The organism is Variovorax stachyos (assembly GCF_051400855.1).
In the GTDB taxonomy this organism is placed as follows: Bacteria; Pseudomonadota; Gammaproteobacteria; order Burkholderiales; family Burkholderiaceae_C; genus Variovorax.
This window is the reverse complement of sequence record NZ_JBLFFN010000025.1, coordinates 40510-64182: the sequence shown is the minus strand read 5'-3', so window position 1 is coordinate 64182 and position 23673 is coordinate 40510. Positions and strand designations below refer to the sequence as shown.

23 protein-coding genes are annotated in these 23673 nt (G+C 68.7%); 6 read left to right on the top strand and 17 right to left on the bottom strand.

The features are described from left to right. Nucleotides 1-281 precede the first annotated feature (281 nt). The 6 genes from ACMGEZ_RS27375 to ACMGEZ_RS27350 all read right to left on the bottom strand — a co-directional run bounded on the left by ACMGEZ_RS27375 (nt 282) and on the right by ACMGEZ_RS27350 (nt 4206). A complete protein-coding gene (locus tag ACMGEZ_RS27375; protein WP_436825426.1) occupies nt 282-782 on the bottom strand; it encodes a dihydrofolate reductase in 501 nt (166 codons plus the stop codon). Nucleotides 783-792: 10 nt separating this feature from the next. Continuing rightward, nucleotides 793-1626 (bottom strand): thymidylate synthase, encoded by an 834-nt coding sequence (locus ACMGEZ_RS27370; protein WP_436825425.1) that lies wholly within the window; start codon nt 1624-1626, stop codon nt 793-795. 1 nt (nt 1627) lies between these two features. Continuing rightward, a complete protein-coding gene (locus ACMGEZ_RS27365; RefSeq protein ID WP_436825424.1) occupies nt 1628-1942 on the bottom strand; it encodes a CcdB family protein in 315 nt (104 codons plus the stop codon). Nucleotide 1943: 1 nt separating this feature from the next. Next, a complete protein-coding gene (locus ACMGEZ_RS27360) occupies nt 1944-2213 on the bottom strand; it encodes a type II toxin-antitoxin system CcdA family antitoxin (RefSeq protein WP_436825423.1) in 270 nt (89 codons plus the stop codon). Between the two features lie 46 nt (nt 2214-2259). Beyond that, nucleotides 2260-3684 carry an FAD-binding oxidoreductase gene (locus ACMGEZ_RS27355; protein WP_436825422.1) on the bottom strand — a complete coding sequence of 475 codons (1425 nt, stop codon included), beginning with the start codon at nt 3682-3684 and terminating at the stop codon, nt 2260-2262. Between the two features lie 99 nt (nt 3685-3783). Continuing rightward, nucleotides 3784-4206 carry a DUF2069 domain-containing protein gene (locus ACMGEZ_RS27350; protein ID WP_436825430.1) on the bottom strand — a complete coding sequence of 141 codons (423 nt, stop codon included), beginning with the start codon at nt 4204-4206 and terminating at the stop codon, nt 3784-3786. A gap of 40 nt (nt 4207-4246) precedes the next feature. On the opposite strand from ACMGEZ_RS27350, the gene ACMGEZ_RS27345 reads away from it, so the two are divergent. Beyond that, nucleotides 4247-5467: a YihY family inner membrane protein gene (locus ACMGEZ_RS27345; RefSeq protein WP_436825421.1), complete on the top strand. Its 1221-nt coding sequence runs from the start codon at nt 4247-4249 to the stop codon at nt 5465-5467. A 34-nt stretch (nt 5468-5501) separates the two neighbouring features. Continuing rightward, nucleotides 5502-5885 (top strand): thioredoxin family protein, encoded by a 384-nt coding sequence (locus ACMGEZ_RS27340; RefSeq protein ID WP_436825420.1) that lies wholly within the window; start codon nt 5502-5504, stop codon nt 5883-5885. A 48-nt stretch (nt 5886-5933) separates the two neighbouring features. On the opposite strand, the gene ACMGEZ_RS27335 is transcribed toward ACMGEZ_RS27340, so the two are convergent. After that, complete coding sequence (locus ACMGEZ_RS27335) at nt 5934-6746, bottom strand: alpha/beta fold hydrolase (RefSeq protein ID WP_436825419.1); 813 nt, start codon at nt 6744-6746, stop codon at nt 5934-5936. 164 nt (nt 6747-6910) lie between these two features. Next, on the bottom strand, nt 6911-8221 hold the full coding sequence (locus tag ACMGEZ_RS27330; protein WP_436825418.1) for an O-acetylhomoserine aminocarboxypropyltransferase: 1311 nt from the start codon (nt 8219-8221) through the stop codon (nt 6911-6913). 147 nt (nt 8222-8368) lie between these two features. Here ACMGEZ_RS27330 and ACMGEZ_RS27325 point away from each other — a divergent pair, with 147 nt between their 5' ends. Continuing rightward, the gene (locus ACMGEZ_RS27325; protein ID WP_436825417.1) at nt 8369-8818 is read left to right on the top strand and encodes a CBS domain-containing protein; all 450 of its coding nucleotides are present in this window, start codon (nt 8369-8371) and stop codon (nt 8816-8818) included. A 54-nt stretch (nt 8819-8872) separates the two neighbouring features. Here ACMGEZ_RS27325 and ACMGEZ_RS27320 read toward each other — a convergent pair whose 3' ends face one another. From ACMGEZ_RS27320 to add, 3 genes are all read right to left on the bottom strand, one after another. Continuing rightward, nucleotides 8873-10441 carry a phospholipase D-like domain-containing protein gene (locus ACMGEZ_RS27320; protein WP_436825416.1) on the bottom strand — a complete coding sequence of 523 codons (1569 nt, stop codon included), beginning with the start codon at nt 10439-10441 and terminating at the stop codon, nt 8873-8875. Nucleotides 10442-10575: 134 nt separating this feature from the next. After that, nucleotides 10576-11559, bottom strand: coding sequence for a Bug family tripartite tricarboxylate transporter substrate binding protein (locus ACMGEZ_RS27315; protein WP_436825415.1), 984 nt, complete (start codon nt 11557-11559; stop codon nt 10576-10578). 2 nt (nt 11560-11561) lie between these two features. Then, a complete protein-coding gene (gene add / locus ACMGEZ_RS27310; RefSeq protein ID WP_436825414.1) occupies nt 11562-12635 on the bottom strand; it encodes an adenosine deaminase in 1074 nt (357 codons plus the stop codon). A gap of 82 nt (nt 12636-12717) precedes the next feature. Between add and ACMGEZ_RS27305 the strand changes: the two genes are divergently transcribed. After that, nucleotides 12718-13674 (top strand): LysR family transcriptional regulator, encoded by a 957-nt coding sequence (locus ACMGEZ_RS27305; RefSeq protein ID WP_436825413.1) that lies wholly within the window; start codon nt 12718-12720, stop codon nt 13672-13674. Between the two features lie 144 nt (nt 13675-13818). Next, the gene (locus ACMGEZ_RS27300; protein ID WP_436825412.1) at nt 13819-14907 is read left to right on the top strand and encodes a PA0069 family radical SAM protein; all 1089 of its coding nucleotides are present in this window, start codon (nt 13819-13821) and stop codon (nt 14905-14907) included. Here ACMGEZ_RS27300 and ACMGEZ_RS27295 read toward each other — a convergent pair. The 3 genes from ACMGEZ_RS27295 to ACMGEZ_RS27285 are packed head-to-tail and all read right to left on the bottom strand — an operon-like array spanning nt 14858 to nt 20791. Further along, nucleotides 14858-16357, bottom strand: coding sequence for an efflux transporter outer membrane subunit (locus ACMGEZ_RS27295; protein ID WP_436825411.1), 1500 nt, complete (start codon nt 16355-16357; stop codon nt 14858-14860). The genes ACMGEZ_RS27300 and ACMGEZ_RS27295 overlap by 50 nt on opposite strands. Continuing rightward, nucleotides 16354-17562: an efflux RND transporter periplasmic adaptor subunit gene (locus ACMGEZ_RS27290; protein WP_436825410.1), complete on the bottom strand. Its 1209-nt coding sequence runs from the start codon at nt 17560-17562 to the stop codon at nt 16354-16356. Before ACMGEZ_RS27290 ends, ACMGEZ_RS27295 begins: the two co-directional genes overlap by 4 nt. Nucleotides 17563-17566: 4 nt before the next feature. After that, entirely contained in the window at nt 17567-20791 is a 3225-nt protein-coding gene (locus tag ACMGEZ_RS27285; protein ID WP_436825409.1) for an efflux RND transporter permease subunit, read from the bottom strand. A gap of 61 nt (nt 20792-20852) precedes the next feature. On the opposite strand from ACMGEZ_RS27285, the gene ACMGEZ_RS27280 reads away from it, so the two are divergent. Beyond that, entirely contained in the window at nt 20853-21386 is a 534-nt protein-coding gene (locus ACMGEZ_RS27280; protein ID WP_436825408.1) for a gluconokinase, read from the top strand. Nucleotides 21387-21450: 64 nt separating this feature from the next. Here the strand turns inward: ACMGEZ_RS27280 and ACMGEZ_RS27275 are convergent, their stop codons facing one another. The 3 genes from ACMGEZ_RS27275 to ACMGEZ_RS27265 all read right to left on the bottom strand — a co-directional run bounded on the left by ACMGEZ_RS27275 (nt 21451) and on the right by ACMGEZ_RS27265 (nt 23660). Then, nucleotides 21451-21825: a TfoX/Sxy family protein gene (locus ACMGEZ_RS27275; RefSeq protein WP_436825407.1), complete on the bottom strand. Its 375-nt coding sequence runs from the start codon at nt 21823-21825 to the stop codon at nt 21451-21453. A 69-nt stretch (nt 21826-21894) separates the two neighbouring features. Beyond that, nucleotides 21895-22752: an S-formylglutathione hydrolase gene (gene fghA / locus ACMGEZ_RS27270; protein WP_436825406.1), complete on the bottom strand. Its 858-nt coding sequence runs from the start codon at nt 22750-22752 to the stop codon at nt 21895-21897. Then, a complete protein-coding gene (locus ACMGEZ_RS27265; RefSeq protein WP_436825405.1) occupies nt 22749-23660 on the bottom strand; it encodes an alpha/beta fold hydrolase in 912 nt (303 codons plus the stop codon). The genes fghA and ACMGEZ_RS27265 overlap by 4 nt, the downstream gene beginning before the upstream one ends. Nucleotides 23661-23673 lie beyond the last annotated feature (13 nt).

The window sequence follows — 23673 nt, the reverse complement described above, 5'->3', positions numbered from 1 at the left end:
TGTCTGAGCGCAGCGCCCGCAGGGCGCGTAGCGAGTTCTGCGGCGCCGCCCCCAGGCGAGCACCGCAGCGGAGTCGGCGCAAAGCGCCGACCGCCCCAGCAGGAGCCCGGGCCGCAGACCGCCTTCCGCGGCGCGCAGGCCCACACGCCTTCCGCGGCGCACACGCTCACACGCCTTCCGCGGCGCGCAGGCCCACACGCCTTCCGCGGCGCGCAGGCCCACACGCCTTCCGCGGCGCGCAGGCCCACACGCCTTCCACGGCGCGCAGGCCGCAAGCGCCTTTACTCAGGCCGCTCGAGCGTGATGAAGCTGTAAGGCAGCCCGTTCGACGAGACATGCGACTCGCGCGCCGTCTCGCGCCACGAAACGTCGAAGCGCGGCGCCCAGGCATCGCCCTCGAAGTCGCGGCCGATCTCGGTCACCAGGGCGCGTTGGGCGAGCGGCTCCGCCTCGGCGTAGATCTGCGCGCCGCCGATCACCCACACTTCGGGCTCTTGCGCCGCCTCACAGCGGGCCAGGGCGTCTTGCAGGCTTTCGGCACGCTCGGCCCCTTCGGCCTGCCAGCCGGGCTGCCGGGTGATCACGATGTTGCGCCGGCCCGAGAGCGGGCGGAAGCGCAGGGGCAGCGAGTCCCAGGTCCTGCGCCCCATGATCACCGGCGCGCCGGCCGTCTGCTTCTTGAAGTGCGCCAGGTCCTCGGGCAGGTGCCAGGGCATCGAACCCTCATGGCCGATGATGCCGTTGGCGGCGCGGGCGAGGATGAGGTTGATGCGGGTGGCCATGGCTCAGACCTCAGATCGCCACGGGCGCCTTGATGGCCTCGTGGTGCCGGTAGTCCACCACCTCGAAGTCCTCGTACGCATAGTCGAAGATCGAGGCGGGCTTGCGCTTGATGACGAGCGTCGGATAGGGATAGGGCGTGCGGCTGAGCTGCAGCGCCACCTGCTCGGCATGGTTGCTGTAGATGTGGCAGTCGCCGCCGGTCCAGATGAAGTCGCCCACGTCCAGGTCGCATTGCTGCGCGACCATGTGGGTGAGCAGCGCGTAGCTCGCGATGTTGAAGGGCACGCCCAGGAAGATGTCGGCGCTGCGCTGGTAGAGCTGGCAGCTCAGCTTGCCGCGCTCGCCGGGCGCCTGCGGCGGGGCCACGTAGAACTGGAAGAAGGCATGGCAGGGCATCAGCGCCATCTTCGACAGCTCGGCCACGTTCCAGGCGCTGACGATGATGCGGCGCGAGTCCGGGTTGGTCCTGAGGGTGTCGATGACCTGCTGGATCTGGTCGATGTGGCCGCCGTCGGGCGTCGGCCAGCTGCGCCACTGCACGCCATAGACGGGGCCGAGGTCGCCGTCCTCGCGCGCCCATTCGTCCCAGATGGTCACGCCGCGCTCCTTGAGCCAGTTGTTGTTGCTCGAACCCGTCAGGAACCACAGCAGTTCGACGATGATGGACTTGAGGTGCACCTTCTTGGTGGTGACCAGCGGAAAGCCTTCGGCCAGGTCGAAACGCATCTGGTGGCCGAACACGCTCTTGGTGCCGGTGCCGGTGCGGTCGCTCTTGTGCACGCCGTGGGTGTCGACGTGGCGCATGAAGTCTTCGTATTGGGAGCGGGTGGGGCGGGAGGTCATGTCAGTAGGAGCCGAAAAGCGTGTCGAGTGCGTCCTGGATATCGAGCTGCTCGCTGGCAAGGCTTGCTACAGGTCGGCGGAGATCACCGATAGGAACGGCGCCGATCGACACGGTGTCCATGATGACTGACTTGCCTGCAACTTCGAATTCCGGATTCAGATTGCGTACCGGCGCGCGGAATCGGCCGCTCACGTAGAGGGGCACCACGACCCGCGTTTCGAGGACACCCAGGAAATCATTCTGGACATCCAGCATGAAGGGAATCGTGCTTCGATCGGAAGAATCGGGGTTGGCGTAGACGTCGAAGCGCGCCATTTCAACCCTTCTTGCCGTCGCCCAGGCTGCGCGCAAACGTGCGGTACTTGGCCAACGGCAGGCCTTCTTTCGCGATCCGAGCGTTGTAGGCTTCCATGGCTTCCTTGTTCTCCTCGGCCCACTTCTCCCAGTAGCGGCGCTTCACCTCTTCGGCAAGCAGGCTGTCGACGGTCTGCGAAACGTTCATGCCGAGCTCGCGCGCCATCTCCAGCACCTTGCTGTTGAGCGAGAGGTTGGTGGCTTTCTTGGGGGCGTTGTCGAAGCGAATCATGGACGGTTCCTGCTCATCAATGATGCGCATAGTTTACGCGCATGAATCATGGCAGTCGAATCACCCGCCCCGGATTCAGCAGGTTCTGCGGATCCAGCCCGCGCTTGATGGCGCGCATCATCTCCAGCGCCACCTGCGACTTGTGCTTCTCCAGCGTCTCGACCTTGAGCGAGCCGACGCCGTGCTCGGCCGAGAAGGAGCCCTCGAACTGGCGGACAGCCTCGTAGACCAGCGTGTTGATGCGCGCCTCGTGGTCGCGCAGGAAGTCGCCGTTGTGGGCATCCGCCGGCGCCTGCACGTTGTAGTGCAGGTTGCCGTCGCCGAGGTGGCCGAAGTTCACCAGCCGCACGCCGGGCAACTCGTTTTCGAGCAACGCGTCGGTCTGCTCCACGAAGGCCGGGATGCGCGAGACGGGAATCGAGATGTCGTGCTTGATGTTGAGGCCTTCCTCGGCCTGCGCCAGCGGGATGCTCTCGCGCACGTGCCAGAGCTGGTGCGCCTGCGTCAGGTTCTCGGCGATCACCGCGTCGCTGACGCAGCCGGCCTCGAAGGCGGTTTCGAGCAGGGCCTCGAAGCGGGCGCGGGCATGGTCTTCCGACTCGTTGTCGGAATTCTCGAGCAGCACGCAGTAGGGCACGCCGTCGTCCTCGAGGAAGGGCACGCGAAGGGCGGGGAAATGCTTCGCCACCAGGCTGAGCGCGAAGCGGCCCATCACCTCGAAGCCCGTGAGGCCCGCACCCAGGCGCTTGTGGGCCAGGCCCAGCAGCTCGACCGCGTGCTCGAGCGTGGGCACGGCGGCCCAGGCGGTGAGCTGCGCGGCCGGGAGCGGATAGAGCTTCAGGGTTGCTGCCGTGATGATGCCCAGCGTGCCCTCGCTGCCGATCATCAGGTCGCGCAGGTCGTAGCCGGTGTTGTCCTTGCGCAGGCCGCTGGTGCCTTCCCAGATGCCGCCCTGCGGCGTCACCACTTCCAGCCCCAGGCACAGCTCGCGCGCATTGCCGTAGCGCAGCACCTGCGTGCCGCCGGCATTGGTCGCGAGGTTGCCGCCGATGGTGCAGCTGCCCTCGGCCGCCAGGCTCAGCGGGAACAGGAAGCCGGCCTTCTCGGCCGTCTCCTGCAGGGTCTGCAGCACGCAGCCGGCCTCGACCGTCATCGTGAGGTTGGCGGCGTCGATGCCGCGGATGGCATTCATGCGCTGCAGGCTCAGCACGACCTGGGTGCCGCTCTCGTCCGGAATCGAACCGACCGCGAGGCCGGTGTTGCCGCCCTGGGGCACGATCGCCCGGCCGGCGGCGGCGCAGGCCTTCACCACCTCGGCCACCTGCTGGGTGCTGCCGGGCCTCACCACGGCCAGCGCCTTGCCGCGGGAGCGCTTGCGCCAGTCCTGCTCCCAGGCGCCGAGGTCGCCGTCGGTCAGCACGTTGCCGGCGCCGACGACGGCGCGCAGCTTGTCGATGAATAGTGCGCTCATTGGGTAACCTCCGCGCTATGCGCTGCGCTGCGGTGCGATTCGGCTCGGGAGCGGCCCGGCGTCACTGGAGCACCTTTGCCTTCGGAGCGGCCGTGCGGCTCATGGCGCAACTCCTTCCAGTTCGCGGGCAGCCCGCGCATGGCGCAGGCGAAGGCGCACATGCCAGGCACAGGCCGCGAACAGCGCGAGGCAAAGCACGACCTCGCCCAATGCGAGCACGCGGCCGGTGCGGTCGATGTCGCTCCATGCGCGAACCACGCCCTCGGTGAAATAGACCCAGACCAGCAGGCTGACCCAGCGGTAGGTGTACATCCGGTTCTTCATCAGGCCGGCCAGCGGAATCACGAGCGGCAGCACCTTGAGCGCGAGCCAGGAGCCGCCCGGCCGCAGCGGCGCGAGCCACAGCTCCCAGGCCAGCCCGAGCACGATCAGACCCACCAGGCTGCCGACGGCGAGCCAGCGCGTGGCGGAGACGGAGGAGGGGATGGCGGGAGCGGTCACGGCGGGCAGGAAACGGTGCAACGGGGGCGGCCGGCGCCGGGCTGGCGCGGGACCCGATGGCATGATAGCCGCCATGAATCGCCGGCAACTCTGGAGGGATCTTTCGCATTTTCCCTGGGGCAACACGGCCGCGGTGCTGGGCGAGCGCTTCCGCAAGGACCGCCTGGGGCTGACCGCCAGCAGCCTGACCTTCACCACCACCATCGCGATGGTGCCCTTCTTCACCCTGGCGCTGGCGCTGTTCACGGTGTTCCCGATGTTCGCGACCATGCAGGGGCGGCTGCAGCGCTGGTTCATCGAAAGCCTGATCCCGGACAACATCGCGCGGCAGGTGCTGGGCTACCTCAACCAGTTCGCGAGCAAGGCCAGCGGGCTGGGCGTCGCGGGCCTGCTGGTGCTGCTGGTCACGGCCATCGCGCTGATCCTCACCATCGACAAGACCCTCAACAGCATCTGGCGCGTGCGCACGCCGCGGCCCTTCGCGCAGCGGGTGCTGGTCTACTGGGCCGCCATCACGCTCGGGCCGCTGGTGCTGGCGCTGAGCCTGAGCACCACGGCCTACGTCTTCTCGGTCTCGCGCGAGTGGGTCGGCGTCCGCGGCATGCTCAAGCTGGTGTTCGACACCTTCGAATTCGTGCTGCTGGCGGGCGGCATGGCCTCGCTCTACCACTACGTGCCCAACACGCACGTCAAATGGGCCCATGCATGGGCCGGCGGCTTCTTCGTGGCGGCCGCCATCGAGATCGCCAAGCGGCTGCTCGCCTACTACCTGAGCCTGGTGCCGACCTACTCGGTGCTCTACGGCGCCTTTGCGATCGTGCCGATCCTGCTGGTGTGGATCTATGTCGCCTGGGTCATCGTGCTGCTGGGCGCGGTCATCGCAGCCTACCTGCCCAGCCTGCTGAGCGGCGTGGCACGGCGCGGCGGCATGCCCGGCTGGCCCCTGCAGCTGGCAGTGGAGGCGCTGCAGCAGCTGGCACTGGCGAAGGCCACGCCCGCCAAGGGGCTGGGCGCGGCCGAGCTGGTGGCACGGATGCGGGTCGATGCGCTGCAGCTGGCGCCGGTGCTGGAGACGCTGGTCGCGCTCGACTGGATCGGGCCGCTGGCCGAGGAGCCGGACGACGAGGACCCGCGCTACGTGCTGCTGGCCGACCCCGGCCGCACCTCGCTCGAGCCGCTGCTCGTGCAACTGCTGGTGCCGCGCTCGCCTCCGCTCGATAACCTGTGGCAGCGCGGCCCCTTGCGAACGCTGCTGCTGCAGGACGTGCTGCCTTGCCGATAATGGCGGCGGTCCGTTCCACCTCCTTCATTCGACCTTGAACGATTCCGCCACCCCCGAGACCCTGCAAGCCGCCGGCGACGCCCTGTGGGTGGTCTGCCTCTGTGCCGAATGGTGCGGCGCCTGCCGCGAGTACCGGCCGCTGTTCGAGCAGGTGGCGCGCGCCCATCCGCAGTTCCGCTTTGCCTGGGTCGACATCGAGGACCATGCCGAGCTGGCCGACGACTTCGACGTCGAGACCTTTCCCACCCTGCTGGTGGCCGGCGAGTCCGGCACCCGCTTCCTCGGGCCCATGCTGCCGCATGCCGAGACGCTGGCGCGCATGCTCGGCGCCCTGCAGCCGGCGCAGGCCGCGAGCGCCGAGGTCCAGACCCTGCTCGGTGCGCTGGCGCGCGAGCCCGGCACCTTCGAAGTCGCGTAGGCGCCTACATGCGCTGCGCGCGGGCGCTGCTGGCGGAGATGCCGGACATCAACGCGCTGCGTTGAGGAAGTCCCGAAGCGCGAACAGCACCTCGTCCGGCGCCTCGCTCATCAGCTGGTGGCCGGCAGCCACGTGGACCACGCGCGCGCCGCTCGCCTTGCCGATCAGCGCCTGCGCGGCACGCGGCGGCGTCATCTGGTCGGACTTGCCGAGCACGAAGAGGACGGGGCATTGCACCGCGGCGATCGCGGCGTCGCCGCCCGCATAGTCGTTGCAGGCCTTGAAGCCGATGTGGAACACGTTCGCATCGCGGTTGCTCGCCAGCACGCGGCGCATCAGTGCGCGCGAGCCGCCATGGAGCCAGGTGCCCGGGCCCAGGGTGGAGGGTGGCGGCGCCATCATCGAGTGCGAGAAGCTGTTGACCATGTCGATCGCGCGCAGCGGCTCGTTCAGCGCACCTTCGAGCAGCGCCGGCGAGACTTTCATCGGGTAGGCGGTGCCGACCAGCGCCAGGTGTGACACGCGCCCCGGCGCCCGGGCGGCAACCTCGAGCGCGATCAGCGAGCCGAAGCTGTGGCCGACCAGGGCGGCCTTCTCGATGCCCGCGGCGTCGAGCAGCGCGATCACGAATTGCGCGGCCTCTTCCACGCTCGCGGGCGGCGGACCCTCGCTCCGGCAATGCCCCGGCAGGTCGAGCGCCAGCACGTTCCAGCCATGATGGGCGAACCAGCGGCTTTGCAGGATCCACACGCTGTGGTCGTTGAGCACGCCGTGGATGAACACCACGGTCGGCTTCGCGGCATCGAAGGGCTTGCCGCCGGTGTAGCAGTAGGTCTTGTGGCCGGTGACGACAAATTCCATCATGCCTCCCGCCGGGCCGCCCCAAGGGAGGCATGGCCTTGCAGGCCGCGCCGCTGCGAGACACAGCGGCTCTTCATGCCGTCCAAGCCTGCGCAGGCAGGCTCGAAGCCGCGGCATTCAGCCCCCTCGGGGGGCAGCGAACGAATGTGAGCTTTGGGGGCCATTTATGCGCCTGCCTTCTCTGCGGCCTTCAGCGCGCGCTTGAGGTCGTCGATCAGGTCGGCCGGGTCTTCCAGCCCGATCGAAAGCCGGATGGTGCCCTGCGAAATGCCCGCTGCGGCGAGCGCATCGTCCGTCATGCGGAAGTGCGTGGTGCTCGCAGGGTGGATCACCAGGCTGCGGCAGTCGCCCACGTTGGCCAGGTGGCTGAAGAGCTTGAGCGTCTCGATGAAGACCTTGCCCTGCTGTCGATTGCCCTTGAGGTCGAAGCTGAAGACCGCGCCCGCACCCTTGGCCCCGTGGCGCAGCAGCTTGCCCGCGAGCGCATGGCTGGGATGCGACTCGAGCAGCGGATGGCCCACATGCGCCACGAAGGGATGGGTGGCCAGGAACTCCACCACCTTCTGCGTGTTGTCGATGTGGCGCTCCATGCGCAGCGGCAGGGTCTCGATGCCCTGCAGGATCAGCCACGCTGTGTGCGGGCTCATTGAGGCGCCGAAGTCGCGCAGTCCCTCGCGCCGCGCGCGCAGCAGGAAGGCGCCCACCGTGCTCTCCTCGCTGAACACCATGTTGTGGAAGCCTTCGTAGGCCTGCGTCAGCTCGGCGAATTTGCCCGAGCCTTCCCAGTCGAAACTGCCGCCGTCGACCACCACGCCGCCGATCACCGTGCCATGGCCGGAGAGGAACTTGGTGGCGGAGTGATAGACCAGGTCCGCGCCCCAGTCGAAGGGCTTGATGAGGTAGGGCGAGGTGAGGGTGGAATCCACCAGCAGCGGCACGCCCGCCGCGTGCGCGATGTCGCTGACCGCCGGGATGTCGAGCACGTCGAGGCCGGGATTGCCCACGGTCTCCCCGAAGAGCAGCCGGGTCTCGGGCCGGATCGCGGCACGCCAGCCGTCGAGGTCGCCGGGCTTGACGAAAGTGGTCGCGATGCCGAAGCGCCGCAGCGTGTAGTGCAGGAGATTCTGCGAGCCGCCGTAGAGCGCCGTGCTCGCGACGATGTGCGCACCCGCGCCCATGAGCGTTGCAATCGACAGGTGCAGGGCGGCTTGCCCGCTGGCGGTGGCGATCGCGCCGATGCCCCCTTCCAGCGCGGCCACGCGCTGCTCGAACACCGCGTTGGTCGGGTTGCTGATGCGCGAGTACACGTGGCCCGCGCGCTCCAGGTTGAAGAGCGCCGCCGCGTGGTCGCTCGATTCGAAGACGAAGGAGGTGCTGAGATGGATCGGCACGGCGCGCGCGCCGGTGGCGGGGTCGGGCGCGGCACCGGCGTGCAGTGCGAGCGTGTCGAAGCCAGGATCGGAATAGCCGGGCATGGGGGCCTTTCGAAGCAAGGTCGTTTCTGCAATGCCCCTGTTGCGCCGCGCAATGACTGCGCCGGCGGCAGGGGCCTGTGGACGGGCGGCCATTGTGGGCTATATTCAATTTCGGCAGCAGCGCCGAGCCAAGTGAGGAGCAACACGATGAAAGTCAGCGACATCCTGCGCGTGAAGGGCAACACGCTCTACACCATCACGCCTGACGAACCCCTGGCCGACGCCGTCAGCATCATGGCAGACAAGGACATCGGCTCGCTGGTGGTCATGGAGCATGGCGAGCTCGTGGGCATGCTCACTTTCCGCGAAGTGATCCTCGCCATCGTTGCCAACGGCGGACAGATCGGTGGCACGGTGGTGCGCAAGGCCATGGACGACCACCCCGTCACCTGCACGCTGGAGACCGACCTCGACGAGATCCGCCGCATCATGCTCGAGCGCCACGCCCGCTACATGCCCGTGATGGACAAGCGCATGCTGATGGGCGTGATCAGCTTCTACGACGTGGCCAAGGCGGTGGTGGACAGCCAGAACTTCGAGAACAAGATGCTCAAGGCCTACATCCGCGACTGGCCTGCGGAGGACGAGCCGTCCTGAGTGCCTCGGTGCGTGCGTGCGCGGGGCGCCGCGCATTTTTGCTTCTGACCAGGTTCAGAGCTGGTCGCTCGGCACGAACCAAGAGAACATCAGCAGCTGAAGGCGCGTCAGCATGCTGGAGTCGGGCTCGTCGTCCAGCACTTCGTTGGATTCGTCGCCGGTTCCTACCCATTGAACGCTTTGGCCATCGGGACCGAGCTTGACGCGGTACACGCCTTCGACGTTGTCCAGCAGATAGGCGTAGTGCAGGGCGTGCGTGAGCTCGAAGCTCCGTACCCGCACGCCGAACTCGGTATTGAGCAGTGCCGAGCGCGGGTCGAGGTTCATGGAGCCGAGCAGAACCCATTCGCGATCGATCAAGGCCAGCTTGCCGTGCAGCCGGCCTTGCGCGTTGCGCAGCGCGCGACGCATGAGCTTGTTGCGCTTCATCTGGCGCGAGCTCACCTCGAACAGTTCGACGCCTGCCTGGAGCAGCGCAACCCGGTAGCTGTTGTAGTTGACGTTGACCAGCGGCTCGTCGGTGTCGGCCAGGGAGTTGGTGATGATGGTGATGGGCAGCCCGCGCGCACGGGCGGCGCGGATCCGTTCCATCCCTTTGTCGCCGGGAATGAAGTACGGCGAAATCACGAGCAGTTCCGATTTGGCGGCTTCCATGGCCGCGTACCAGCGTTGCGCGAGTGTCACAATGCCCGCCGGGCGCGTGCCGAGGGCCTTGTTCGGGCTGTCTGCAAAGGCCTCTGCCTCGGCTTGCATCCATCGAAGCTCTCCGCGTGCGAGTTCCTTGCCCAACGGGGGTTCGCCGAAGGCGTCGACCTCGGGTAGCGCGTCGGGCCGGGGGGCACGCGCCTCGGAGCTGGCGAGCTCGAATTCGTCTTTCAGCTTGTCCGCGGCGTCCTGCGTGTGCACCACGTGCGCCAATGGATACACCACGTCGCTGTTCCAGTACTCGTCGAAGATTCGCGCCGATTGCGGTACGACGGGGCCGGCCATCAGCAGCTCGAAGTCGAGAAAGTTGGCCCCATCGCTGCGCATGAAGTATTCGTCGGCCATGTTGCGCCCGCCTGCGATCGCAATGGCGCCATCCGCGACAAGGAGCTTGTTGTGCATGCGATGGTTGAGGCGGCTGAAGTCGCTGAAGAAAACGAGCCAGCGCGTGGCTGTGTGCTCGCGGCCACTTGCAAACGGATTGAACAGGCGTACCTCGGCGCCGGTTTCGGCGGCCAATGCAAGCAGGGCGCGATCGAGGCCGACCGTATGAAAGTCATCGAGCAGCAACCGGACTCTCACGCCGCGCCGCGCTGCGTCGCGCAGTTCGCGCAGGATCAGCAGGCCGGTCTTGTCGTTGGAGAGGTGGTAGGACTGCACATCCAGCGAGGCCTGCGCCCGGCGGATGAGCTCGAGCCGGGCATCGAGCGCGAAACTGCCCTGCGGCAAAGGCCGCACGGCCGACCGATCGGCAGCCCCGGTCTTCGCTGACAGCGCGATCCTTCCGAGTTCTGTTCGCGGCGAAGCCGAAATCGCCTGCTCGGGGATGCGGGGCGCAGGTGGCGGCAAGCTCGCGCAGCCGGCGGTCAGGCACGCGATGACGAGTGTTGCGTAGCGCAGCAATGAAATCATGATCATCGAAAGTCAGCATTGGAAAGCCGCATCCCTGCGGGCGCGAGAGGATGCTACGCAGCTGACTTCGAGATGACCGCGCTTGAAGAGATTTGGCGAGATTTCTTGCCGGTATTGCTCCCTCTCCCTCGCCCCGCACTTCACTCCTTGATATTCGCCGCCTGCACGATCTTCTGATTGCGCGCGTACTCCGCCTGCACGAACTTCCCCAGATCCTCGGCCGAACCACTGCCGGGGAGGGCGCCCTGCTCCTGCAGCTTGGATCGCACTTCTGGGTCCTTCAGCACTGCATTGAGCTCGTCGTTGAGGCGGTTCACGATCAGCGCCGGTGTCCGGGCCGGCGCGAAGATGCCGGTCCAGCTCACCATCGAATAGCCCTTGAGGCCAGGCATTTCGCCGAAGGTCGGCACATGGGGCAGCGCATCGAGCCGCGTGCTGCCGGTCACGCCCAGGGCCTTGAGCCGGCCGCCGTTCACATGGGGGATGGCACTGGTGCTGACCAGCATCGCCAGGTCGACCTGGTTGCCGATCACGTCGGTCGCGATCTGCGCGCCGCCGCGGTAGGGCACGTGGGTCACGAAGATGCCGCTCTTTTCCTTGAGCAATTCCATCGCCAGTTGAAGCACCGTGCCCACGCCCGAGGTCGCGTAGTTGTACTTGCCGGGCGCGGCCTTCGCGAGCTTCACGAAATCGGCATAGCTCTGCACCGGCAGGCCGGGACGCGCCACCAGCACCATCGGCGCCGTGTTGAGCATGCCGACCGGCGCCAGGTCCTTCAGCGGGTCGAACTTGAAGGCGGCGGGGTTGATCAGCTTGCCGATCGCGATCGCGCTGTCGGGGCCGGCGACCAGCGTGTAGCCGTCGGGCGCCGCGTTCGCCGCCTTGGCCACGCCGATGGCACCGCCGGCACCGGTCACGTTCTCGATCACCACCGACTGCTTGAGCCGCTCGCCCAGCTTGGTGGCGACCAGTCGGGCATTGAAGTCCACGCTGCCGCCGGCCGAGTAGGGCACGATCAGCGTGATCGGCTTGGCGCTGGGCCACGCGGCCTGCGCGATGGCCGCGCCGGGCAGGGCGGCGGTCAGCAGCAGGGAGGCGAGAAGCGGAAGCTTGGGTTGAGGCATGGTCAGTTTCCGGAAAGGATGGCGTCGGGGGGCAGTTGTGCGCGCAGCGTGTCGAATTCCTGGCTCCACTGCGCGCGCCATGCACGGCGCGTGCTGTCGTCGATCCAGGCGCCCTCGAGGCCGTTGTGCATGAAGCTGCGCAGGTCGTCGGGGCCGAAGCCGAAGTCCCGCACCATCATGGCCCAGGCCTGGGTGGGCGTGACCTTGTGAAGCGTGGGATCGTCGGTGTTGGGATGGATGCGCAGTCCCAGGCCGGGCATGCGGCGGATGGGATGGTCCAGAGCCCAGCGCTCGGGCGGCAGCGTGCGCAGATAGTACGAATTGGTCGGCACCACGGTGAAGAGCACGCCGCGCTCCGCGCACTCGCGCGCGAATTCGGGCTGGTCCACCACCGTGTAGCCGTGGTCGATGCGGTCCACGTGCAACAGGTCGAGCGCGGTGCGCACGTTCGTCCACGGCATGCCGAACTCGCCGGCATGCGCGGTGGTCTTCAGGCCGGCGCGGCGGGCGTCGCGGTAGGCCTGCAGGAAGAGCTCCGGCGGACGATCGACCTCGCGGTAGTCGATGCCGATGCCGATCACCTCATCGCAGCGGTTGGCCGTGACCCATTCCACCATCTCGACGGCGGCTTCGGGCGTGGCCTCGCGGTCGATCGCCGCGATCAGGCGGCCGGTGATGCGGAAGTCCCGCTCCGCGTCGTGGATGGCGCGCACGATCGCCGCTTGCGCGTCCGCATAGGCAAGACCGGAGACATGCACCGTGCCCGTCGGATTCCAGAAGAACTCGCTGTAGCGCACGTGGTGGGCCGCGGCGTCCTCGAGGTATTCGAGTGCCAGCCGGTGCAGGTCGTCCGGCGTGCGCAGCAGATGGGCGTCGAGCGCGCGCAGCACGCGCAGCACGCCGACGGGCTTCTCGCCGCGCGTATAGAAATCCTCCACCTCCTGTTCGGCCAGCGGGGACCCGGCACGGCGATTGAGCGCGGCGAAGGTGGCGTGGCGCACGGTGCCGAACAGGTGGCAATGCAGCTCCATCTTGGGCATCGCGTGCAGGAAGGCATCGAGTGGCGCGGGTGTCATCGGGCCAGTCTAGTCAGTGCCAGGCCATAAGCAAAGTTTTGAATTCCTATAATTTGATTCATCCAATTAATAAGCAAGCGCCATGGCTTCCCTGCCTCTGCGTGCCTTGACCCTGCGCCAGCTGCAGTTTTTCTCGGTGCTGGTCCAGGAGGGCCAGTTCGGCCGTGCCGCGCGGCGCCTGTCGATTACCCAGCCCGCGCTGAGCAACGCCATCAAGCAGATGGAGAAGCTGCTCGGCGCAGAACTGCTGACGCGTTCCACACACCGCCTGGAACTCACGCCGGTGGGCGCCGAGGTGCTGGCGCGCACGGACTTCCTGGTCAACACGGTGGAAGTGGCGCTGCGCGACATCGAGAGCACCGTGCAGCGCGGTCGCGCCTTCGTTCGCATCGGCGTGATCCCCTCCGCCAGCGACAGCGTCGCGGCGGCGGTGAGCGGGTTCCTACGCGAGACCGGGCGTGCGCTGGAGCTGGCTTGGCGCGATGCGCCTTCGACCACGCTGCTGGCCGAGGTGCGCAGCGGCCAGCTCGACCTGGCGATCGCCGCCATCACCGAGCCGCCGGGCGGCCTGGCCTGCGTCGAGCTGCTGCGCGATCCGCTGGTGCTGGTGGTGCGCCGCGACCATGCGCTGGCGCGCGCCCGGGAGGTGGAATGGGAGGCGATCGGCGACCAGCGCCTGGTGTTGTTCGAAAGCGGCAGCATGCCGGCGCTGGGCGACCCGGCGCGCGCGCAATTCGCGCAGGGCGCCGAGCCCTACCGCGTCAGCTATTCGGAAACCCTCTATGCGCTGGTGCGCGGCGGCCTTGCGCTCGGCCTGATGCCGCGGCTCTACACCGGGACCTTGCGCGATCCCGAGCTGGTCGTGCTGCCGCTGGCGAAGCCGCGCATCACGCGACGCGTGGCGTTGGTCTACCTGCCGGGGCCGACGCGCAACGTGGTGGCGCAGGAGCTCATCGCCTTCCTGCGCCGACGGTTACCGGGGCCCGCCGCTGCCGCGCAGGCGGTGCGCATAGCGAAGAAGAGGCTGCGCAAGGCTTAGCCCTAATCAATGCAGCTCGGTCGCCGTATGGCTCATCTCGCGCACGCGCGGATAGCCAGCCGGGTGCGATGTCCGTTCCGCGTGCATGCCCGGCGGATTGGTGGAATACTGTATATCCATACAGTTTTTCCGAGGTGAAAGACCATGCCCGATGCTTTCATTCCCCTTCATGCGATCAAGGGCCGCGGCGCGGCGACCCGGCTGCCCCACCGCTTCGAGCGCGACGAGCGCGACGCCTTCGACGACGGCTGGGGCACGCTCGAGGAAGGCGCCGCCGAGCCGCTCCCGCCCCTGCAGACCGAGGTGCGCTTCGAGGACGTGAAGTCTGTGCTGAGCGAGAACGACTCGCCCGACATCCACTTCGACCGCTCGATCAATCCCTACCGCGGCTGCGAGCACGGCTGCATCTACTGCTTCGCTCGGCCGACCCACAGCTACCTGAACCTCTCGCCCGGCCTCGACTTCGAGACCAAGCTGATCGCCAAGCGCAACATCGTGGAAGTGCTGCGCGCCGAGCTGGGGCGGCGCAGTTACAGGCCGCAAAACCTGGCGATCGGAACCGCGACCGACTGCTACCAGCCGATCGAGCGCGAGCTGCGGCTCACGCGCTCGGTGATCGAGCTGCTCCAGGAGGTGCGCCATCCCTTCGGCCTGGTCACCAAGTCCAGTGCCGTCGAGCGCGACCTCGACCTGATTGCGCCGATGGCCGCGCAGCATCTGGCGGCGGTCTACGTCACCATCACCACGCTCGACGGCGAGCTCGCGCGCAAGCTGGAGCCCCGCGCCGCTGCGCCGCACCGGCGTCTGCGCACGGTGCGCACGCTGGCGGAGGCGGGCGTGCCTGTGGGCGTGAGCGTGGCGCCGCAGATTCCCTTCGTCACCGAGGACATGGAGAAGGTGCTGGAGGCGGCGTGGGAGGCCGGCGCGCGCAGCGCCTTCTACACGGTGATCCGCTTGCCCTGGGAGGTGGCGCCGCTCTTCAAGCAGTGGCTGGAGCTGCACTACCCGCAGCGTGCCGCGCGCATCATGGCGCGCATCCACGAGATGCGCGGCGGCAAGGACTACGACGCGTCGTTCGGCACCCGCATGGTCGGCACCGGGCTGTGGGCCGAGCTGATCCGCCAGCGCTTCGAGAAGGCGGCGCATCGGCTGGGCTTCAACCGCGAACGCATCGCGCTCGACCTCAGCGCGTTCCGGCCACCCGGCGCAGCGGGGCAGGGCAGTCTGTTCTAGCGTCAGCTGCGCTGCCGGCGCTGTCCGGTGCGACGCCGCACCAGTCGCCGCCCAGGGCCTTCACGAGAAACACCGAGGTCAGCAGGCGCTGGCCCTGCAACTGCGCGGCCTGGCGCTCGGCGGTCAGCAGCGACTGTTGCGCGCTGATCATGTCGAGGTAGGTCGAGGCACCGCCCTCGTAGCGGCTGGTCGCCATGTCCAGCACGCGGCGTGCCGAATCGACGGCGGCGAGCGACTGCGTCACCGCGCGGTCCAGCGCGGCGAGGCCGGTGATGCCATCCTCGGCCTCCTGCATTGCCGTCAGCACCACGCGCCGGTAGTTGGCGACGGTGGCCGCATGCCCGGCCTGGGCGAAATCGACGTTGGCACGCACGCGCCCGCCGTCGAACAGCACCTGCGTGGCCGAGACGCCCACCGACCACAGCAGGCTCGGCGCATCGAACAGGCTTTCGATCATGCGGCTGTCCACGCCGAGCATCGGCGCCAGCATCACGCTGGGATAGAAGGCGGCGGTGGCCACGCCGATCTGCGCGTTGGCCGCAGCCATGGCGCGCTCCGCCGAGGCCACATCGGGACGGCGCTCCAGCGCCTCCGAGGGCACGCCGATGGGGATGGCCGGCGGCACGATGGGGCGCAGGTCCGGCGCCAGCGCAAAGCTGGGCGCGGGCGTGCCGGTCAGCGTGGCGAGGGCATGCTCGTACTGGGAGCGCAGCCTTCTCAGCACGTCCACCTGCGCCAGCGTGCTGTCCAGCAGCGCCTGCTGTTGCGCCACGTCCAGCCCCGAGACGGCGCCGAGCTCGTGGCGCGCCGTCACCAGTTCCAGCGCGCGGCGCTGCAGCGCGATCGAGCGCGACAGCACGTCCAGTTCGATGTCGGTCGCGCGCAGGTTGAAGTAGGCCGAGGCGAGGTCGGTGGTGAGCAGCAGGCGCGTGTTCTCCAGATCGGCCGCCGACTGCTCGGCGGAAGCGGTCGCGCCCTCGACCGAGCGCTGCACGCGGCCGGCGAGGTCCAGCTCGTAGCTGGCGTTGAGCGAGAGCGCGAAATCGTTCTGCACCGTCGAGAAGTTCTGCGCCGCATAGTTGGTGAGCGGGCGGTTGGCGGAGATCTTGAACCGTGCCGCGCGTGCGCCCAGGCCCAGCTGCGGAGAGCGTGCCGCGTCGGCTGCGGCCAGTGTGGCGCGCGCCTGCGCGAGCCGCGCGCCCGCGAGCGTCAGCGTGGGGCTGTTGCGCAGCGCCTGCTGCTGCAGGCGATCGAGCTGGGCATCGCCGAAGCGCTGCCACCAGGGCCCCTTGTCGAGCGCATCGCTGGGTGCGGCCTTGCGCCAGGGCGCCTCGAGCTGCCAGCTCACCGGCACCTCGACCTGGGGCGCGCGATAGTCCGGCCCCGCGGCGCAGGCCGCAAGCAGCAGTGCACTTGCCAGGGCGGCCCAGGGACGCAGCCGCACCTTCACGCCGGTTCCTTGGCCACCGCCACCACATCGCCCTCGGCTAGCGAGTCGGAGGGATTGAGGATCAGCCGATCGTTCGCGGCGATGCCGTCCAGCACCTCGACCGTCTCGCCGTAGTTGCGGCCGAGGTTGACGGTGCGCAGGCGCACGCGCCCTTCGGCATCGACCGTGGCAACGCGCGTGCCCTCGGGGCGGAACAGCAGCGTGTTGGCCGGAATGCTGAGCGCGCGGCTGGCCGCCAGCGGCAGCGAGACCTGCACGTAGGCGCCCGGCAGGAGCAGGCCCTCGCGATTCGGCAGCGCGACCTCGACCTGCATCATCCGCGTGGCCGTGTCGATGGCGCCGGAGGTGCGCGCCACCTCGCCCTTGAAGCTCTGGCCGCGCAGCTCGGCCTGCGTCACCACCACCGGCTGGCCGGTCTTGACCAGCTGCGCGTAGGCCTGCGGCACGTTGATGTACACGCGCAGCGGATCGGTCTGCGCGAGCAAGAACAGCGGCCGGCTGCCGCCTGCGTCGATCAGGTCACCCACATCGACGTTGCGCCGCGTGATGACGCCCGCAAAGGGCGCGACGATGCGCTTGAAGCCCTCCGTCTGGCGCAGCCGCTGCACGTTGGCATCGGCCGCGGCCACGTTGGCGGTGGCCTGCGCGAGGCCGCTGCGCCGCTCGTCCAGGTCCTGCTGCGAGACCACGTCCTTCTTGCGCAGGTTTTCCCAGCGCGCCACCGTGCTCTTCGCCAGCTCGAGGCTGGAGGCCGCCTGCTGCCGCGCGGCGACCGCCTGCGAGAGCTGCTGGTCGATCTCCGGCGTCTCGATCTCCGCCAGCAACTCGCCCTTCTGCACCTGGCTGCCGATGTCCTTGGTCCAGCGCTTGAGGTAGCCGCTGGCGCGCGCGGAGATCGGCGCCTGCACGAAGCCCTGCAGCGTGCCCGGCAGCGCCAGCGTCTGCCCGGCCGCGGCCGTCTGCGGCAGCACGGTCTTGACGTATTGCCTGGCGAGCTCGGTGGAGGAGGCTTCGAGCGCGCGCGCATTGGCCATGCGCACGAACACCGTGCGCGCCGCCCCGATGGCCAGCAGCACCAGCACGATCAGCACGGCGATGCGCGCGCGGCGCACGATCTGGCGGCGCCGCAGCAGCTCGTGATGCTCGCCCTGTTCGTCGGCGGCGATCGGATGAATGCCCAATGCCACGTGGCGTTGCTCCGTCATGGTCTCAACTCTCCTGGGGCGCAGCGCCCTGCGGCGGCGCGGACGATCCGGCCCGGCGCGCCTTGCGATGGACCATGCGGTTGTGGATGCCGGCATACACGGCCGGCACGAAGAAGAGGGTGGACACGGTCGCGAACAGCAGGCCGCCGATGACAGCGCGGCCCAGCGGCGCGTTCTGCTCGCCGCCTTCGCCCACGCCCAGCGCCATCGGGATCATGCCGATGATCATCGCCAGCGCCGTCATCAGCACCGGCCGGATGCGGGTGGCCCCGGCCTCCAGCGCGGCCGACAGCGGCGGCACGCCGGCGGCCAGCCGGTCGCGCGCGAAGGACACCAGCAGGATGCTGTTGGCGGTGGCGACGCCCATGGTCATGATGGCGCCGGTCAGCGCCGGCACGCTCAGCGTGGTGCCGGTGAGGAACAGCATCCAGGCGATGCCGGCCAGCGCCGCGGGCAGGGCGGTGATGATGATCGCGGCGTCCAGCCACGACTGGAAGGTGACCACGATCAGCAGGTACACCAGCACGATCGCCATCGCGAGCCCGACGCCCAGCCCGAGGAAGGAGGACTGCATGGTCTCGACCTGGCCGCGGATCGCGACCTGGCTGCCGCGCGAGAGCCTGGGCCGAATTTCGTCGACCAGCTTCTTCACCTCCCCCGCCACGCTGGCGAGGTCGGTGCCCTGCACGCTGACGTACACGTCGATCACCGGCGAGATGTTGTAGCGCGAGACCACCGAAGGCTGCCGCGCGGCCTGCGCCTCGACCAGGTTGCCCAGCAGCTGCGGCGGCCCGGCCCCGGCGCCCTGGCCGCCCACGGGGATGTTGAGCAGCGCGTCGAGCGAGTCGACCTTGTACTGGGGCGTCTGGACCGCGACGTTGTAGACCACGCCGTTCTGCGGATTGAGCCAGAAGGCCGGTGCGGTCTGCGAGCTGCCCGACAACGCGATCAGCACGTTCTGGCCGACGTTCTGGGCCGTGAGCCCGACCTGCTGCAACCGCGTGCGGTCCATCTGCAGGCTGAGGCTGGGCGTGTCCAGGCGCTGGTGCACATGGGCATCGACGGCGCCGGGGATCTTGCGGATGGCCTTGACCAGTGCCGCGGCATGCTGCGCATTGCCGGCCAGGTCGTTGCCGCTGAACTGCACGTCGATGGCCGCGGGCAGGCCGAAGTTCAGGATCTGCGTGACGATGTCCGCGGGCTGGAAGAAGAACTCGATGCCGGGGAAGCGCCGGGGCAGCTCCGCGCGCAGCAGCGAGACGAACTCTTCGGTCGGCCGGTGGCCGTCGCGCAGCGAGAGCAGGATCTCGCCGTCGAGCGTGCCGATGGTGCCGGCGTTGCTGTACGAGAGGTTGATGCCGCTGTTGGGCACGCCCAGGTTGTCGAGGATGGTCTCGAGCTGGTCCTTCGGCACCAGCTCGCGGATCGCCGCCTCCACCTCGTCGGCCAGGCGCGCCGTCTCCTCGATCCGCGTGCCGGTGGGCGCGCGCATGTGCAGGCGGATCTGGCCGGCATCCACGCCGGGGAAGAAGTCGCGGCCCAGCACCGGGTAGAGCAGGCAGGACAGGAGGCAGAAGCCGAGGAAGAGGGCGATGAAGCTGCCGCGCTTGGACAGCAGCGCCGACAGCACCAGCGTGTAGGCGCGCCGCACGCGCTCGAAGCGCCGGTCGAAGCTGCGGTAGACCCGCTGCAGCAGGCTGGGCTTGTCGGCTGCCGGGCTGCCGTGCGCGTGTTGGGCATGCTGCGCATGCACGCGGCCCATCAGCAGCATGACGAGCGTCGGCACCAGCGTTCGCGACAGGATGTAGGAGGCCAGCATCGCGAACACCACCGCCTCGGCCAAGGGCACGAACAGGAAACGCGCCACGCCCGAGAGAAAGAACATCGGCACGAACACGATGCAGATGCACAGCGTCGAAACGAAGGCGGCAGGCCCGATCTCGCCGGCGCCCACCATGATCGCCTCGTTGAGCGGGGTGCCCATGTGCAGGTGGCGCTCGATGTTCTCGATGGTCACGATCGCCTGGTCGACCAGGATGCCGACCGAGAGCGCGAGCCCGCCCAGCGTCATGAGGTTGAGCGTCTCGCCCAGGGCGTAGAGCGCCAGGACCGAAGCCAGGATCGACAGCGGAATCGTCGCCGCGATGATCAGCGTGCTGCGCCAGTTGCCCAGGAAGATCAGCACCATCGCGGCGGTCAGCAGGGCCGCGATGACGGCCTCGAGCACCACCCCCTGCACGGCCGCCTTGACGAACAGCGACTGGTCGAACAGCGGCGTGACCTTGATGTCCGCCGGCATGCTCTGCTGCGCCACCGGAAGCATGGCGCGCAGGTTGGAGACGATGTCCAGCGTCGACGCGCTGCCGTTCTTGATCACCGACAGCAGCACGCCGCGCACGCCGTCCTGCCGCACGATGTTGGTCTGCGGCTGGAAGCCGTCGCGCACGTAGGCCACGTCGCGCAGGTAGGTGGTGGCCCCGTTGGCCGTGCGCACCGGCAGGTCGTTCAGGCCGGCCAGCACCTCGGGCGAGCCGTTCATCCTCACGCTGTACTCGGTGGCGCCGAACTTGGCGGTGCCGGAGGGCAGGATCAGGTTCTGCGCGTTCACCGCGTTCACCACGTCGGCCGGCGAGAGCCCGCGCGCCTGCAGGGCCTGGGTGTCGAGGTCCACCGAGATCACGCGGTTCTTGCCCCCGTAGGGGAAGGGAATGGCGACGCCGGGAATGGTGATGAGCTGCGGCCGCAGCTGGTTGATGGCCGAGTCGAAGAGCGCGTTCTCCGGCCGCTCGCTGCTCGACAGCGCCAGCTGGATCACCGGGATGCTGGAGGCCGAGTACTTGATCACCAGCGGCGGCGTGATGCCCGGCGGCAGCTGGCGCACCTGGGTCTGTACCGAGGCGACCGTCTGGGCGATCGCGGTCTCGATGTTGGCCGTGGGCTGGAAGAAGATCTTGATCACGCTCACGCCGGCCAGCGACTGCGACTCGATATGCTCGATGTCGCTCACCGTGGTGGTGAGGCCGCGCTCGGTCTGGCCCGCGATGCGCTGCCCCATCTCCTGGGCCGGCAGGCCGCCGTAGTTCCAGATGATGCTGAGCACCGGGATGTTGATCTCGGGGAAGATGTCGGTTGCCATGCGTGCCAGCACGAAAGGCGTGGCCAGCACGATCAGCATCGCCATCACGATGAAGGTGTAGGGGCGGCGCAGAGCGAGCGAGACCATGGACACGGCTTGTTACTTCCCGTCGAAGGGCGCCATCATAAGTAGAGATCGCAACACAATAGTTCCAATGACCGAGCTTTACTTATCTTCGTCGCAGAGCCCATCCCGCTGGCTCGTCGTGATGGGCGTGTCGGGCTGCGGCAAGTCCAGCCTCGGCGCCGCGCTGGCCCGCGAGCTGGGGCTGCCGCTGATCGAAGGCGACGACTTTCATCCGCCCGAAAGCGTGAGCAAGATGCGCGCCGGCATCGCGCTCACCGACGCCGACCGGGCCGGCTGGCTGGACACGCTGGCGGGCACGCTCGCCGCGCATCCGCAGGGCGCGGTGCTGAGCTGCTCGGCGCTCAAGCGCGGCTACCGCGACCGGCTGCGTGCCGCGGTGCCCCGGCTGCTCTTCGTCTTCATGGACCTGTCGCGCGAGGAGGCCGAGCGCCGCGTTGCGGGACGCGGGGCCGGGCACTTCTTCTCCGCGAGCCTGGTCGCCGACCAGTTCGCGACTCTCGAATCGCCGGTCGGGGAGGCCGGCGTGCTGGCGGTCGATGCAACGGCGCCGCTGCCTGAGCTGGTGGACCGGGCCCGGGCCTGGCTGCGCCAGGCGTCATGAAGACCGACCTCCGCGGCGCAACCAACGACGCTCCGTCTGGAGATCGACCGCTGCAGCGCCGATTTCAGCGCGCCGTGCCTTTGCCCTGCTTCCCTGCAGGGCGCCGCGCCCGCTTGGGCGCGGCCGCGCGCAACGCCGCCTCCCACGCCAACCGGCCCCAGCGCATGGCCTCGTCGCGGTCCTCGAAGATCTCTTCGGGCGCCTGGCGATAGGACATCTCCGTGCGCCGGCCCTCGCGCTCGTAGCCGAAGGCGGGCAGCCCGCGCCTCTCGAACTCGGCCAGCGTGTTCGCATCGGCCTTGAAGTAGAGCGTGTCATTGGCCACCAGGGCGAACATGCGCCCGTCGTGGTAGATGCCGTGGCCGCCGAACATGCGGCGCGCCTCGATGCGGCCCATGCGCTCGAACACTTCGTGCAGGCTTTCGACGAAATGGCTCACTGAGTGCCTTCGCTTTGCGCTACGGTGCTGTCGCCTTCGGAGCGGCCGTGCAGCCGGGCAGGGGCTGCCTCAGCCGCGCAGGAACCGGGCATGGTGCGCCAGGTGGTCCGCGATGAAGGTCTGAATGAAGTAGTAGCCGTGGTCGTAGCCCTCGTGCCGGCGCAGCGTGAGCGGCTGCCCCACGGCACGGCAGGCGGTCTCGAGCCGTTGCGGATGCAGCTGGTCGGCCAGGAACTTGTCCGCCAGGCCCTGGTCGACGAGGATGCCTCCGGGGTATGGCGCAGCGGTCTGCGACTGCATCAGCGCGCTCGCATCGTGCGCCAGCCATTGCTCGCGGTCCGGGCCGAAATAGCCGCCGAAAGCCTTCTCGCCCCAGGGGCACTCGCTGGGCGCGCAGATCGGCGCAAAGGCCGACAGCGAGGCGAAGCGGCCCGGATGACGCAGCGCCAGCGTGAGCGCCCCGTGCCCGCCCATCGAGTGGCCGAAGACGCCCAGGCGTTGAATGTCGATGGGGAAATGCGCGCCCAGCAGCGGCAGCAGCTCGTGGACGATCCAGCTTTCCATGCGCCAGTTCGTCGCCCAGGGCGCCTGCGTGGCGTCGAGGTAGAAGCCGGCGCCGACGCCGAAGTCCCAGTTGTCGCTCTCGCCGGCCACGCGGGCGCCGCGCGGGCTGGTGTCGGGCGCGATCAGCGCCAGGCCCAGCTCGGCCGCCAGCCGCTGGGCGCCGGCCTTGACCATGAAGGTCTCCTCGTTGCAGGTCAGGCCTGCGAGGTACATCAGGGCCGGCACCGGGCCCTGCTGCGCCTGTGGCGGCAGGAAGACCGAGAAGCGCATCGGCAAGCCGGTCTCGCGTGCGTCGTGTTCGTGGAAGCCCTGGGTGCCGCCGAAGCAGCGGTGTTCGGACAGCGTGCGGATGCCTGGGTTCATGGTCGGGAAGTGTTCACGAGTTCGAGGACGGCATCGGCGAAGTCCTGCGGTTTTTCCTGGGGCAGGTTGTGGCCGGCACCCGGCACCACGCGGTGCTGGTGCGGGCCGGTGAAGTGGCGCGCATGCGCGGCGGTGCCGCCGATCATCATCACGCCGTCGTCGGCGCCGTCGAAGGTGATGGCGGGCACCGTGATGGGCGGCTGCGCGGCAAGCCGGCGTTCGACGTCGTCGTAGGCCGGGTCGCCTGCCACCAGGCCGAAGCGGTGGCGGTAGGAGTGGATCACGACCTCGACGAAGTCGGGGTGGTCGAAGGCCGCGGCGCTGCGCTCGAAGGTGGCGTCGTCGAAAGCCCAGGTGGGCGACCAGAGCGACCACAGCAGCCGGCACAGCGGGCGGCGGTTCTGCTCGAGCCCGGCGCGGCCGCGCTCGCCGTGGAAGTAGTACTGGTACCAGTAGCGCCGCTCGTTCTCGGGCGCGATCGGCTTTGCAGCGGCGGCGATGTCCTGGATGTTGTAGCTGTTGAGCGAGACCAGGCCCGCGCAGCGCTCGGGCCACAGCGCGGCCACGACGCAGCAGGCGCGCCCGCCCCAGTCGTAGCCCGCGAGCACGGCGCGCGGGATGGCCAGCGCGTCCATCAGCGCGAGCAGGTCGGCGCCGAAGGCGCCCTGCTGGCCCGAGCGCCGGGTGGCCGAGTCGAGGAAGCGCGTGCTGCCGTAGCCGCGCATGAAGGGCACGATGACGCGGCAGCCCTTCGCCGCGAGCAGCGGCGCGACCTCCGCATAGGCGTGGATGTCGTAGGGAAAGCCGTGCATCAGCAGCACCGGCGGCCCGTCGGCCGGGCCGGTCTCGTGGTAGCCGATGTCGAGCACGCCGGCCCGGACCTGTCGAACCGGGGTCATCGTCGCCATCGCGATGCCGCCG

Excerpts from the sequence above, each read along its gene's own strand:
- ACMGEZ_RS27375 (WP_436825426.1), bottom strand. The coding sequence starts at position 782 with ATGGCCACCCGCATCAACCTCATCCTCGCCCGCGCCGCCAACGGCATC.
- ACMGEZ_RS27370 (WP_436825425.1), bottom strand. The coding sequence starts at position 1,626 with ATGACCTCCCGCCCCACCCGCTCCCAATACGAAGACTTCATGCGCCAC.
- ACMGEZ_RS27365 (WP_436825424.1), bottom strand. The coding sequence starts at position 1,942 with ATGGCGCGCTTCGACGTCTACGCCAACCCCGATTCTTCCGATCGAAGC.
- ACMGEZ_RS27360 (WP_436825423.1), bottom strand. The coding sequence starts at position 2,213 with ATGATTCGCTTCGACAACGCCCCCAAGAAAGCCACCAACCTCTCGCTC.
- ACMGEZ_RS27355 (WP_436825422.1), bottom strand. The coding sequence starts at position 3,684 with ATGAGCGCACTATTCATCGACAAGCTGCGCGCCGTCGTCGGCGCCGGC.
- ACMGEZ_RS27345 (WP_436825421.1), top strand. The coding sequence starts at position 4,247 with ATGATAGCCGCCATGAATCGCCGGCAACTCTGGAGGGATCTTTCGCAT.
- ACMGEZ_RS27335 (WP_436825419.1), bottom strand. The coding sequence starts at position 6,746 with ATGGAATTTGTCGTCACCGGCCACAAGACCTACTGCTACACCGGCGGC.
- ACMGEZ_RS27330 (WP_436825418.1), bottom strand. The coding sequence starts at position 8,221 with ATGCCCGGCTATTCCGATCCTGGCTTCGACACGCTCGCACTGCACGCC.
- ACMGEZ_RS27325 (WP_436825417.1), top strand. The coding sequence starts at position 8,369 with ATGAAAGTCAGCGACATCCTGCGCGTGAAGGGCAACACGCTCTACACC.
- ACMGEZ_RS27320 (WP_436825416.1), bottom strand. The coding sequence starts at position 10,441 with ATGATCATGATTTCATTGCTGCGCTACGCAACACTCGTCATCGCGTGC.
- ACMGEZ_RS27315 (WP_436825415.1), bottom strand. The coding sequence starts at position 11,559 with ATGCCTCAACCCAAGCTTCCGCTTCTCGCCTCCCTGCTGCTGACCGCC.
- add (WP_436825414.1), bottom strand. The coding sequence starts at position 12,635 with ATGACACCCGCGCCACTCGATGCCTTCCTGCACGCGATGCCCAAGATG.
- ACMGEZ_RS27305 (WP_436825413.1), top strand. The coding sequence starts at position 12,718 with ATGGCTTCCCTGCCTCTGCGTGCCTTGACCCTGCGCCAGCTGCAGTTT.
- ACMGEZ_RS27300 (WP_436825412.1), top strand. The coding sequence starts at position 13,819 with ATGCCCGATGCTTTCATTCCCCTTCATGCGATCAAGGGCCGCGGCGCG.
- ACMGEZ_RS27290 (WP_436825410.1), bottom strand. The coding sequence starts at position 17,562 with ATGACGGAGCAACGCCACGTGGCATTGGGCATTCATCCGATCGCCGCC.
- ACMGEZ_RS27280 (WP_436825408.1), top strand. The coding sequence starts at position 20,853 with ATGACCGAGCTTTACTTATCTTCGTCGCAGAGCCCATCCCGCTGGCTC.
- fghA (WP_436825406.1), bottom strand. The coding sequence starts at position 22,752 with ATGAACCCAGGCATCCGCACGCTGTCCGAACACCGCTGCTTCGGCGGC.
- ACMGEZ_RS27265 (WP_436825405.1), bottom strand. The coding sequence starts at position 23,660 with ATGGCGACGATGACCCCGGTTCGACAGGTCCGGGCCGGCGTGCTCGAC.